At 61.4% G+C, this 11,990-nt stretch carries 10 protein-coding genes; 6 read left to right on the top strand and 4 right to left on the bottom strand.

Features of this window, described 5'->3' with window-relative positions; translation table 11 throughout:
• Nucleotides 1-59: 59 nt before the first annotated feature.
• Genes BM162_RS19800 through BM162_RS19785 form a run of 4 tightly spaced genes read right to left on the bottom strand, consistent with a single transcriptional unit; the run spans nt 60 to nt 5,255 of the window.
• Nucleotides 60-1,715, bottom strand: coding sequence for a GumC family protein (locus BM162_RS19800; protein ID WP_093425367.1), 1,656 nt, complete (start codon nt 1,713-1,715; stop codon nt 60-62).
• Nucleotides 1,712-2,830: a glycosyltransferase family 4 protein gene (locus BM162_RS19795; protein ID WP_093425365.1), complete on the bottom strand. Its 1,119-nt coding sequence runs from the start codon at nt 2,828-2,830 to the stop codon at nt 1,712-1,714. Before BM162_RS19795 ends, BM162_RS19800 begins: the two co-directional genes overlap by 4 nt.
• Nucleotides 2,827-4,017, bottom strand: coding sequence for a glycosyltransferase (locus BM162_RS19790; protein WP_093425364.1), 1,191 nt, complete (start codon nt 4,015-4,017; stop codon nt 2,827-2,829). The genes BM162_RS19795 and BM162_RS19790 overlap by 4 nt, the downstream gene beginning before the upstream one ends.
• On the bottom strand, nt 4,017-5,255 hold the full coding sequence (locus tag BM162_RS19785; RefSeq protein WP_093425362.1) for a polysaccharide biosynthesis/export family protein: 1,239 nt from the start codon (nt 5,253-5,255) through the stop codon (nt 4,017-4,019). Before BM162_RS19785 ends, BM162_RS19790 begins: the two co-directional genes overlap by 1 nt.
• 386 nt (nt 5,256-5,641) lie before the next feature.
• Here BM162_RS19785 and BM162_RS19780 point away from each other — a divergent pair, with 386 nt between their 5' ends.
• The 6 genes from BM162_RS19780 to BM162_RS19755 all read left to right on the top strand — a co-directional run bounded on the left by BM162_RS19780 (nt 5,642) and on the right by BM162_RS19755 (nt 11,947).
• Nucleotides 5,642-6,823, top strand: coding sequence for an O-antigen ligase family protein (locus tag BM162_RS19780; RefSeq protein ID WP_245759353.1), 1,182 nt, complete (start codon nt 5,642-5,644; stop codon nt 6,821-6,823).
• Nucleotides 6,820-7,509 (top strand): FkbM family methyltransferase, encoded by a 690-nt coding sequence (locus tag BM162_RS19775; protein WP_093425359.1) that lies wholly within the window; start codon nt 6,820-6,822, stop codon nt 7,507-7,509. Before BM162_RS19780 ends, BM162_RS19775 begins: the two co-directional genes overlap by 4 nt.
• Nucleotides 7,510-7,754: 245 nt before the next feature.
• On the top strand, nt 7,755-8,576 hold the full coding sequence (locus tag BM162_RS19770) for a WecB/TagA/CpsF family glycosyltransferase (RefSeq protein WP_093425358.1): 822 nt from the start codon (nt 7,755-7,757) through the stop codon (nt 8,574-8,576).
• Nucleotide 8,577: 1 nt separating this feature from the next.
• Nucleotides 8,578-9,636: an NAD-dependent epimerase/dehydratase family protein gene (locus BM162_RS19765; protein WP_093425356.1), complete on the top strand. Its 1,059-nt coding sequence runs from the start codon at nt 8,578-8,580 to the stop codon at nt 9,634-9,636.
• On the top strand, nt 9,633-10,838 hold the full coding sequence (locus BM162_RS19760) for a glycosyltransferase family 4 protein (RefSeq protein ID WP_093425355.1): 1,206 nt from the start codon (nt 9,633-9,635) through the stop codon (nt 10,836-10,838). Before BM162_RS19765 ends, BM162_RS19760 begins: the two co-directional genes overlap by 4 nt.
• On the top strand, nt 10,835-11,947 hold the full coding sequence (locus tag BM162_RS19755) for an acyltransferase family protein (RefSeq protein WP_093425353.1): 1,113 nt from the start codon (nt 10,835-10,837) through the stop codon (nt 11,945-11,947). The genes BM162_RS19760 and BM162_RS19755 overlap by 4 nt, the downstream gene beginning before the upstream one ends.
• The last annotated feature ends 43 nt before the right edge of the window (nt 11,948-11,990 follow it).

The following is an 11,990-nucleotide window of genomic DNA, read 5'->3' as shown; positions in this document are numbered from 1 at the left end:
ACCGTAGTTCTTCCGTTTGCCAGCCACGCTGTTCGTCCTTGTCATCGTTGGCGGCAAGCTTAGCCGAGCGTCCGGTTTTTGGGGACCACCTCACCTGGCAGGGCCGAGGTCACCAGTAGACTCTGTGGGAGGGCGCCGTTGTTGAGCTGCTCAAGCGCAAGAACGACCGCCTCCACACTGTCCCAATACAGTCGTCCAACTTTCTTGGGTCCACCAAGTATCTGGCGTCGAGCTTGCCTGCCTATCGAGGGCAGGAAGCCCACAGGACTGAGCCCCTGAATCTTGCGAAGATGCTCTTGGCTGCGGACTGACTTGTCAATCATCTCGAGAAAGAAGGCGACCGTCATGGCTAACGCACTCGCCGCGAATAACGCAGCGGCCAAATAATAGGATCGGCCCCGTCCATCCGCGAAGAGCGGAACCGAGGCAGGCGAGAGGACCTCAATTTCGTTTACCGGAAGCTCGGCTTCGGCCTGAAGCGCCCGCAGCTGTTCCTCAAGCCGGTTCAGCGCGCTCCGCTCGGTATCGGCCGCCAGCTGCAGACGGCCGAGAGTCACATCCAATCGTCGCCCGTCCGCCAAGGTTCTCTGCGCGGACGCCAACGCGACATGCAATGCAGCATCCTCTCGTTTGAGCATTTCGATTTCGCCCGCAAGTCGCTCTCGTTCCCGATCGATCTCGTTCTCTAAAGAATGCTCGAGTCCCGCAATGCGTGCATTTGCGGTAAGTACTTCGGGATGCCCTGATCCGTAGCGATCCAGAAGAAGCTCAACCTTGACCTGTTCATTATCGATTTCTCGCTCGAGATCGAGGAGGACTTCCGACTTTACTATCTCGATGAGATCGTCCGGCTGCGCATTCTCTAGTTGCGCCAGCTTCGCGGACAGTTCGTCGCGTTCGCGCACGAGGTTCGCGAGTCTCCGCTTCAAGCCGGTGATCGTCTCCGGGGCTCCCTGGGCGTCGATCAGCGCAAGCTGCGACTCTTCCTGGAACGCGTCGGCCTCGGCGGCGACTTTGGAAAGGCGCTGTCTCTGTTCGGCGATCCGCTCCTTCAGCCAGCCTTCCGCCCGTCCCAGCCGCTCTGCAGCCCTCTGTTCACGTTCTTCCATGTAAACGCGGATGAGCGTGTTCGGAACCGACGCTGCCAACTGGGGGTCCTGCGAGGAAAAGCGTATGGCGACGACTTCAGAGCCCGTCGAGCGAGTGATCGACAAGTGTCCAAGGTATGTCTGTATCACCAGATCCAGTGACGTGGCTCCGTCGGTCACATCCTCTGGGTGCCCCACTAGCGCAACGCGCAGTCCGTTTTTCACACGCGCCAAGAAAGGCTCTCTGCGTAAACTTGGGTTGAACTCTGGATTATTCTTGAGGTCGAGTTCGGAGATGACACTGATTGCGTTTTTGCGCGATAATAGCCGTTCTTGCTCTGTTGATAAGTTGAGGTCGTTGTCTGACACCAGGCCCGAGGACGCCAATGCGGCTGGGCGGGGTTCGTGAATAAGGATACGTGCCGCCGCCGAATAATCGCGCTCTATATTTAGGATGATGGGCAGTGCCGCTCCGAGCACGGCGAGTGTAACAAGGATGATTATCCCGAGGCGGCGGCGCACGATCCGGAAAAGCGATCGGACGTCAAGCCACTCATCCTCGGATTCGCCGGTGACGGGTGGCGGAGGAATCTCCATGGCGCGGCTGATTTTATTGATCTGCGTCATGCGCGGGCTCCGCTGGTGGTCGCCTCGCGGCGCCTCCGTTCTCGAACCTTGTCGTAAACATCTTTTAAAAGCGGCATGTAAACCGTCATGCTGAACCGCCTGAGGAAGTGAGTTCTGGCTGCGCGAGAAAGGGCGTCGCGGCGCTTGCCGTCTCGGATCAGGCCGGCGAGTGCCGAGCTGAGGGAGGCCGCGTCGCCCACGGGAACGAAAACGCCGGTGGAGCCGTCGGTGATGACCTCCTCATGAGCACCGACGCGGGTGGTTATGACGGCGAGACCATGAGCTAGACCTTCCAGGACGGCCATCGACATGCCCTCCGCGTGCGATGGCAGGACCAGGATATCGGCGCTGCGCAGGAAATGCGCTGTGTGCTCTTCGTCGAGCCAACCCGGCAGCTCAACGCGATCCTTCAATTCAAGGCTTTCGACACTCGACCGATAGTGCGCGACGTCGCCGTCGCCGGCGAGTACGGCGCGCCACGCAAGCGCGGTCATCTCGGGACGGGCCAGCGCGGCCAGCAGGTCCGGAACGCCTTTCCGCTGGCTCAGTCGTCCCAGGAAAAGGATCAGCGGCGCGCCGCGGGCAGCTTTCGTGCAATCGCCTGGATCAGGCACGCAGTTGTTAAGGACGGCGACCTGGTCCGCGGCAACGTCAAGCGTCTCGATGACGAGCCGCCGGTCGTTCAGTCCCAGCACGACCACCGCATCGGCACCTCGAAACATCGTTCGCACCATTGATCGAAGACGCGGCGAATGACGCTCGAGCTCGGAGGCATAATCATAATCGTGCAGGTGCAAGACGTGTTGGCATCCCAGCCGCCGGGCGGCCGCAGTCAGGATCAACTTGCGCAAGGTGCTGCCGCGTCCAGCGACATGAATGTGGTGGATGCGTTCCGGCGCGACGAGGCGGTCCTGCACCATCACCGCAAGAGCGGCAAGCAGGCGCAGGGGGCTGGTCAGCGGTGACCAGCGCGGACCCCTTGTATCGACGACCAGATGACGCACTCCTTCCTTGGCCACCTCATTAACGACGTAGCCGATAAAGCGGCCGATCCCGCCGCCACTTTCGAGGCCACCCGGGCCGTAATGGCGCACCGGAACCACGGGACGGGTCACGCCTCCGCCTCTCGATGCTGATGCTCGGCGCGGATCCGGCGGTACAGCCGTTCCGCCTTGGCGCCCACTTTTGCCGGCGCGTTCTCGCCTTCGGCCCAGGCTAGTGAACGGGCCCCCAGGCGGTTCCGGAGATCGATATCCGCCGCGAGTGCTTCGAGCGCGGCCGCGAACGCACCTGCATCATTGGGCGGCACGACGGCACCGATCCTGAACTTCCGGATCGTTGTACCGAGTTCTCCCACGTCGGTTGCGACGACCGGTTTTCCGAATGCGGCCGCTATGTGAAGCACCCCGCTCTGAGATGCTTCAGAATAGGGCAATGCAACCAAATCCGCGTCGAGGAATAGCTGCGTCACGTCACGATCGGGTATGAAGCGGTGACGCACGTCATAGCGGGCGGGATCGCCCATATTGGAGCGAAGAGCCCAAGGATCATCACCTCGTCCCGCGATGACGATGCGCAGGTTCGGAATGTTCTGCACCAGCGCCTCGGCACGCATCAGCAAGTCAATTCCCTTGTAGGCGTAGATTCGACCGAAGAAGAGAACGGTAAATGCCTCCTCCGACTGGCGCCTCAGTCCGTGGCGCCGAGCCAGGTCGGCGTAACGTATGATCGTTGGATGAGGGAGGGTATGAACTCGTTGCAGCGGCTTCTTGAAGCGTTCGGCGGCTCGCTGCCTGAGTGCCTCACCATGCACGATCAGGTTGCGCGACTGACGGGCCATCAGCGAGGTTGCCCAGCCTGGCAGAGTGGACGTTTCGGTGTCGCCGGGATGCACGTTCACGTCGTGCACGGTGGTAATGACCGGCGTCCCGCGCCACAAGGGCACAACGAGATTGAGCCACAACGTGTTGTTGCTGAGCGCGTGGATGATGTCGGGCCGCTCTCGTCGCACCAGATCCACAAGCTGCGCGAGGAAGGCGAGATTGGACGGACTGCGGTGGCGCGGCCAATCCAACAGCCGGAGGTCGACAGCCGGATCGAACCATTCCGCCAGTTCGGCATACTGCCGCCGCGGCACCGCCAAGACTACAGGCACATGCTGGGCCAGGCCATTGGCGAACGCTATCGTGTAGTCTTCAAGTTCGCTGACGAGGAGCAGCGCTTTCGGAGTGGGTGCTTCGAAAGCAGCCCGCGGAATGCGGGCTCTAGTGTCTTCGGTTTGAAAAGGGTGCAATCCGTCCATCATCCCTGCGGCGTGGCGAGCGTGACGTCGAGAACATCACCAGGTAAAATTGCGGTGGTCATGGTGGCCTTGAGGGAATGCTCGCGCCCCTCATCAATTCTGTAGATTATGATCTCGGGCTCGAGCTGAAGGAGGTCTTCCTCCTCGTTCAGCCGGAGGCCGGTAGCCAGGAAGTTCGCAGCCAGGAGATCGGCCTCAGCCTCAAGCCGCGTTCGCTCGAGAACGGCGGCCCGAAGCGCCGCCAAGGTCTCGGTCCGCCACTTCAGATCGGCGTTCTCCAACTGATACCCGATGGTCTCCTTGTTCTGCCGGGCACGTGCGGTATAGGCCTGCACGTCGAGGCGGGTCCTCTCGAGTGCAAGGTGTTCACGCTCGAGCTCCCGAACACGAGGCTCGGACGTCAGCCCCTTCTTGAGGAGTTCCCGGGCGTTTTCGACGTCGCGCCTCTGCAACTCCCGCTCCTCGTCCTGGCTCGCGCTCTGCTGACGAAGAACGTCAAGTTCGTAGTCGATCAGCCCCATCAGGTCCTTCAGGTGCTGTCGGTCGGCAGATTTGCTTTCGAGCAGATAGCTCAGGAGCTGCGAGTCGAGCGACGAGACGGCCTGAGCTTCCTTACGGTCGAGAGTATCGCCGCCGACGGCTTCGATTTCTGAGCGGAGTTCGAGCTCAGCCTCGAGCCGAGCGATCCTGCTGTTGACCTCGAAAAGGGCGAAGGTCGTGGCTCGCACTTCCGCAGTCATTTCGTTCAAGTCGGTCAGGGTAAGACCGTCTGCGTCGTCTTGCTTCAGTCCCCCGGCGAGCAGGAGAGCATGGCGGACGGTGAGGCCCGGCTCATAGGCAACTGCCCCCTGCTGCTCCACTGCGCCGCCGATGAAGAACGGCCGATAGCTTGCGACGTCGACAATCACCGTCGGCTCTCGAATGATTTCTTGCCGGGACAGCGCCTGCTCGATGGTTTGCCTGATCTCATCGAGGCTTTGCCCAGCCACTCCGATGCTGCCGACGTGCGGCAGCATCAGTCGTCCCATGACATCGACTTTAGCCTCACGATCGAGAGACGGCTCTTCCAACACTGAAACCGAGAGGACATCGCCGCGCTCGATCAAGATCGGCGGCGCCTCCTGCGCCGCAACGCCGCTTGCGAGGACTGCTGACGCGGCCGCGCACAATCCGAACAGGAGTGCTGCAGGTCGGGCCCGCCTTCTTGTGCCGTATTCCCTCTCAGTCGCGATGCTCACTTGGAACTCCCAGCCGTTGCCGGGTCATCCTAGGCGCGTCTCGAGCTCCGTCTTTGGCGCATTGGGGCAGTGAACCAGCCGTCGTCTCTAGCAGTTCGGGGGTCTTTGACCAAAGGCGGTATGCGCCTCAGCCCTTTGGCGGACATCAATCTGCGGAAGGGGCGGTTCGCAGGATGCGGGTGAGCTCGGAAACTGCGGGCGAGAGTTTTTCAAACGGAGCCCGTGCAGCATTGACCCGGCGCTCAGACCCAAATCCCGCGTTCCGACAGGCGGCTGATCGCGTGAGGGAACGTGGCATCCCCCCGCCGGACGGACTCAGTATTAAGTGGAGAACTTTGGAATGCTGGAGCGTCGGGATCGCGCTTGTCGTGCAATCCGGTGCAGTTATGGTCCTGGCCTTCACCGGCTGGGACGGCAACCTGACCTCGAGCGGGCGAAGCATACTGCAGCTCATGGTGCTGCCGGTCTACGCCGTGACCATCGCACTTCTGGCCCGAACCCCAATGCAGTTCATGGCCGCGGTTCGCCGGAATCTGTTCCTCGCACTGCTGTTGGTCCTGCCATTCCTGTCTGTGCTGTGGTCGATCAGTCCGTCGATCACTTTTCGTCGGGCCATAGGATTGGCGTTGTCGATCCTTTTGGCCTACCACATCGCCATCCGCTTCACGCCTCGACAGTTCCTTGTTCTGACCGTGCTGCTGCTGGGGGGATGCATGGTGCTGTCACTGATCTTCGCGGTGGCTCTGCCCGGTTGGGCCTTCATGCCGGAGAACCAGAACCTTCGTGGCGTGTTCAATCATAAGAATGTCCTCGGCTGGTACGCGGCGGTCTCGACGCTCGCTTCCGCCACTCTCCTTTCCGATCGCGCTTTCGGGTTTCGGCCGATGGCGATGTTCTTTTTCGCAGTCAGCGTCACCTGCCTGCTGCTGTCGCGCTCCACGACAGGGCTTGTGACGGCTCTTTCAGCTGCATGCTTTGCTGCCTTTTATGTGGCGCTGGCTCGGTCGCGTGCATCGGAACGTGTGGTGCTGATCCTGGTCGGGGTTCAGGCTGCCGTCGTATTCATCGTATCCGTCGACATATTCCTCGGTGTCCTTCTTGAAGGGACCGGTAAAGACGCCTCTTTCACGGGGCGGACGCCGCTCTGGGCTCTCGTGGATGAAGCAATCTGGCGCCGCCTGCTGCTCGGGTACGGCTACCAGGCCTTCTGGACGGAGGGGAACGGCGAAGCGTGGTCCATTTGGACCGAAGTCGCATGGATGGCTCCGCACGCCCATAACGGATTCCGAGACTCGATGCTTAGCTTTGGAATCGTGGGCACACTTGTTCTCCTAATCGTCATTTTCCGCGCAATCCGAAGCGGTGCGCTCCTGCACTGCCGCTATCCGAAAGAACACTGGCTATGGCTCAACGTAATGATTTGCGTCTACCTCGTCATGAATCTCACCGAGAGCACGCTTCTGAACCAGAACAGCCTCTTGTTCATCATTTTCACGACGGCGATCCTGATGATTTCTCTCGGCGACCGCCGGGGCAAAGGCGCGCCGCCTCTGTCGAACGCGCAATGAAAGAACTTCTGCCGCCGTCTCTGCGCGTGGCGCGGCGTGCGCTGCGCTCTTGGCGGAACGGCGAGCCTGAGCTGCATCTTCTGCCCAAGCTCTGTTCTCGCGATCTCCTGAGCGTGGACGTGGGTGCGAACACCGGAGTGTACTCGTGGCACCTCGCGCGGTTTTCGGCAGGCGTGATAGCTTTCGAACCCCAGCCTGAACATGCGGCGTTCCTGATCCGCGCATTCGGCCGTCGCGTCGATGTACAGCAAGTCGCCCTGTCCGACGCTCCAGGCGAAGCGAAGTTGAGAGTGCCCTTGGGGGAGCATCAAGACGGACGAGCGACGATCGAGATGCAAAACGCCCTCACCGATGACGCCATTCGTGAGATCCCCGTGATGTGCCGTCGCCTCGACAGTTATAATCTTCCTCCGACCGGCCTCGTGAAGATCGACGTCGAGGGGCACGAACTTTCGGTTCTGCGCGGAGCCGAAGCCATTCTAGTTCGGGACCGGCCACACCTGATTATCGAAGCAGAAGATCGCCATCGTCCCGAGGCACTGGCAAGTATCAGAAAATACCTTCTTGATTTCGGCTATCGGCCCTTCGTCTATCGAAATGGCGCGCTCGTCCCGCTCGAAGGCTCCGGCCCCCGCGATCCGGGATTCGTAAATTTCGTCTTCATGGCGCGCGCTCTCGTTGCCTGAACACGCCAGCGGCTGCTCCGTGCCGAATCTCCACTGAAGGCAGGGTGCGGAGGGGCCCTTTGGCGACAGGGTAATACCTTCGATCGTTTCGCCATCAGAAACCTGATCCTTTGCGCCTCCACCGAGGCCCCGTCGCGTCCGAATGGCCGAGGTCCAAGCCAAGGGCGGCTGCGCCAAAATGGAAGCTCCGGGGCGATGGCGTGGCAAGGACGCCCGGCTTCGTGAAGCCACGAAGAGAGGAGAGCATGTTCGACAAAATTCCTAGCGCAGATCCGCCAGCGGGAGACGATGAGCGGCCGATACAACCCGAACGGCGCTCCATCATCGACGTGCCGGTCTCCATTGTGGATTATGCCCATGCGGTTGATCATGTCATGTGGTCGGCCCGCCGTCGTGAACCGCTGCTTGTCACGGCGCTAGCCGTCCATGGAGTCGTCGAAGCGCGTTCGAAAGCCGACGTCTTGCGCGCCATCTCGGCTTTCGACCTCGTCACACCTGACGGGCAGCCGGTGCGTATGGCGCTCAACCTGCTGCACGGGGCCAGCTTGAGCGACCGCGTATACGGCCCCGCTCTCATGCTGCGCATATGTCGAGCCGCTGCCGAGGCAGGATTGCCGATCTATCTCTACGGATCGACCGCCGACGTCATATCAAGCCTGGCTTCGCGCCTCGTCGATAATGTTCCGGGCCTGCTGGTCGCTGGTGCCGAGCCGTCGATATTCCGCCCGCTGGACGCGGAAGAAAGCGCGGACCTGGGGGCCAGAATCCGCGCGAGCGGCGCCGCCTTGGTCTTCATTGGCTTGGGGTGTCCCAGGCAAGAGCGCTTCGCGTTCGACCACCGCGATGTCATCGGCCTCCCGCAGATCTGCGTCGGAGCAGCTTTCGACTTTCACGCCGGCAGCAAGCGGCAGGCGCCGAGCTGGATGCAGGACCATGCGCTCGAGTGGCTGTTTCGCCTGTCGCAGGAGCCGCGGCGCCTGCTCCGAAGATATGCCGTCACAAACACCGTCTTTCTCATCGCATTGGTTCGGCAATGGGCCGGTCGAGCATCTGGATCAGGGGTATAACATGAAGCGCATGATCGTTACCGGTAGCGCCGGACTCATCGGGTCGGAAGCTGCGCGCCATTATGACGAACTTGGCTGGCGCGTCGTCGGCGTCGACAACAATATGAGGCGCTCGTTCTTCGGCAGTGACGGCGACACGACTTGGCAGCGTGAGCGCCTGGTAAACGACTGCCGCAGTTATCAACACGCGGCAATCGACATCCGCGACAGAGACGCCGTGTTCGAGCTCGTGCGCGAAGTTCGGCCGGAAGCCATAGTCCACTGCGCCGCGCAGCCCAGTCACGACCTCGCCGCCCAGATCCCGTTTGAAGATTTCAGCGTCAACGCTCTGGGCACGCTGAATCTGCTCGAAGCAACCCGCCGCTTCGCTGCCGAGGCCCCCTTCATCTTTACCAGCACGAACAAGGTCTACGGCGATGGACCCAACCTCGTGAGCTTGGCCGAGTACGAAACCCGCTACGATTTCGACGACCCGGCCTATGTCGAAGGCATTCCCGAAACCTTCAGCATCGATCAGACGAAGCACAGTCTGTTCGGCGCGAGCAAAGTCGCGGCCGACGTCATGGTACAGGAGTTCGGGCGCTACTTCGGCATGAACACCGTCTGCTTCCGCGGCGGCTGCCTGACCGGCGCAGGACATTCCGGTGCACAGCTGCACGGATACCTGTCGTACCTCTTCAAGGCCGCGGCCGAGGGACGCTCTTACACGATCTTCGGCTACAAGGGAAAGCAAGTCCGCGACCAGATCCACAGCCGGGATGTCATTGGCGCCTTTGACGCGTATCTCGCCGAGCCGCGGCCGGGAGCCGTCTACAACCTCGGCGGAGGGAAGGCGAACAGCGTATCCATCATCGAATCCATCGATCGCATCAATCAGTTGACGGGCCGGGAGCTGTCTTGGGAACTCAGCGAAACCAATCGCATTGGCGACCACATCGTCTACTACACGGACCTCTCCCGTTTCCGGAAGGACTACCCCGGTTGGCGGATTACGATGTCGATCGATGACATCTTCGAAGAATTCGCTCGCATTAGTCTCGCAGCACGGTCTGCGGCATGACGGGACCCACACCAAGACTCTTACTGCCGGATCAAGACACGCTGAACGCAACTGCGCTCCCGATCGCCGATCGCGACGGTATTGGCGACCATGCTCCAATCCGACTCCGCACCGGCCATAGTTATCACGTTGACTTCACGATTGCCCTGGGCCAGCGGAACGCGCGCTTCATCCAGCGCGCGTTGACGCCGCTGAACAGGTACTTTTCCTGGGCCGACTGCGTATCCTTCGTTCCGGAACCAGGTTTCGAGGCGATCCATGCTTGGAACGCGATTCCCTGGCTGACCAATCGGCCCTACATCGTCACGTTCGAAGACTTTCTGCCGCGTACGCCGACCGACCGGAGGCTTCCGTGGCTCGAGCGACGCCTGTGCGATAGCCTTCTCGACGCGCGATGTCGCGGTATAATTGCCATTTCGGAGTACGCGCTCCGGCAGTTTCGTGCGCAGCACGAGGGTTTCCCCGGACTGGCTAGACTGTTGTCTAAAGCCGAGCTCGTCTATCCCGCCGTTCAGCCCCGCACCCGGCGGCCCAAAAGGCACTCCGACAAGCTGCGCCTCTTGTTCGTGGGGCGGGATTTCATGCGCAAGGGCGGCCCGGTCCTTCTGCGCGCCCATGCCAGGCTTCGGGCACAGGGGGTGCCGGTCGAAACGACCATCGTGTCTTCCCTCGGCTGGAGTCGCAGGGACTACATAGGTCCGCCTGACGGTCGGTACGTCGCCGACGCGGTGCGCGGCATCGCACAGGACGGAGTTGTCCATCACAGGAGCTTGCCGCCCTCGGCGGTCTACCAGTTGATGGATGCGAGCGATTTCCTGGTCTTTCCGACATTCCACGACACCTTCGGTTTCGTCTCGATCGAGGCTTTCGCCTCGGGCACTCCGGTCATCGGAAGCGACACCTGCGTGCTGCCGGAAATCGTAAAGCCGGGGGTGAACGGCTATCTCCTTCCGTTCGAGAACGATGACGTGGTCGGAAAGTGGACCTGGATCTATCGCCAGAACGATCCGGGGTATCTTGAGGCATACGACGCGGCGACCGGGAGGATGGCGGATGCCCTCGTCGAGAGGTTGATCGCTGCCTGGGAAGACCGATCCGGATACGAGGCGCTTAGTGCCGGCGCCATCGAATCCGCCCATGGAAGTTTCCATCCAGAGACGGCCCGCAAGCGGCTGGAACAGATGTACGAGGCATTGCGATGACCAGTCCGAGCCGCGGGCCGTTCGCCTCCGCGGCCAGCGGACCGTTGAAAGTCGCGAACCGGGCCTCGGCCGAGCGGCTTGATGCGCTCCAGGCGGCCCGCGCCGTCGCAGCGATCCTGGTCGTGTTCTACCATGCAAACGACTTCGTCCTGCCGCTGCGCCTCTACGACGGAGAGATCGCTTGGAAGGGCTTCGGCTGGGGCTATGCTGGCGTCGAGTTCTTTTTCGTCCTGTCGGGTTTCATCATCGCCTACGTCCACCGTGAGGACCTCGGACGACCGGCACGGGTTGCGCGCTTCCTGCGCAAGCGGGTAATCCGAATCTACCCCATATACTGGGTCGTGCTCACGTTTCTGCTCTTGGGATACCAGTTCGTTCCGGATCTGGCGCCGGAGGCAGCGCGGGACGGCTACTCCATCTTGACATCCTATCTGCTGGCGCCGGCGGAAGGACGGACGGTGCTGCCCGTCGCGTGGACCCTGAAGCACGAAATCTTGTTTTACATCACCTTCGTTACGCTCATTGTCGATCTCAGGCTCGGCGCTGCAGTATTTGCCCTCTGGATGGCCGCTTGCGCGCTGCATCTCGCGGATCCTCCGGAAAGCTTTCCGTCAGCGTTCTTCCTGTCTCCATACAACCTGCTCTTCATGCTGGGGCTCGCAGCCGCCTATCTCTACCGGCACCTGCCGGCGCGGAGCGTGGGATGCCTTCTTCTTCTTGGCATCGCGGGCTTTCTCGCCGTCGGCTTCTCGGAGCAGTATGTGTCGCCCTGGCCCCTGGGGCTGCGCACCTTGACCTATGGCTTCAGCGCCGCCGCCATCGTCGCGAGCCTGGCCCGTGCCCGCTATTCCGTGCTGCGCCTGGGCGTGTTTCTCGGAGACGCCTCGTACGCCATTTACCTGCTTCATCTGCCGGTCATGAACGCGGCAGCTATCCTCATCGCCCTGACCGGGATGCAGGCGCTCGTGCCGCCTTTGCTGATGTTCGCCCTTCTCTCCTGCGTCGCTGTATTCGCAGGAGCCGTCGCCCATCTGGTTATTGAACGCCCTCTTCTCGCGTACCTTTCGCCACGGCACCGGTCGGCGATCCCGCAACTCGGAAGGGGATAGGCTGTGATCATTGTAATGAGAGCTTTTTCTTGGATGCAGACAT

It is taken from the genome of Tranquillimonas alkanivorans (genome assembly GCF_900115595.1).
Classification (GTDB): Bacteria; Pseudomonadota; Alphaproteobacteria; order Rhodobacterales; family Rhodobacteraceae; genus Tranquillimonas; species Tranquillimonas alkanivorans.
The sequence above is the reverse complement of the archived record's forward strand: the minus strand, read 5'-3'. Positions and strand labels throughout refer to the sequence as shown.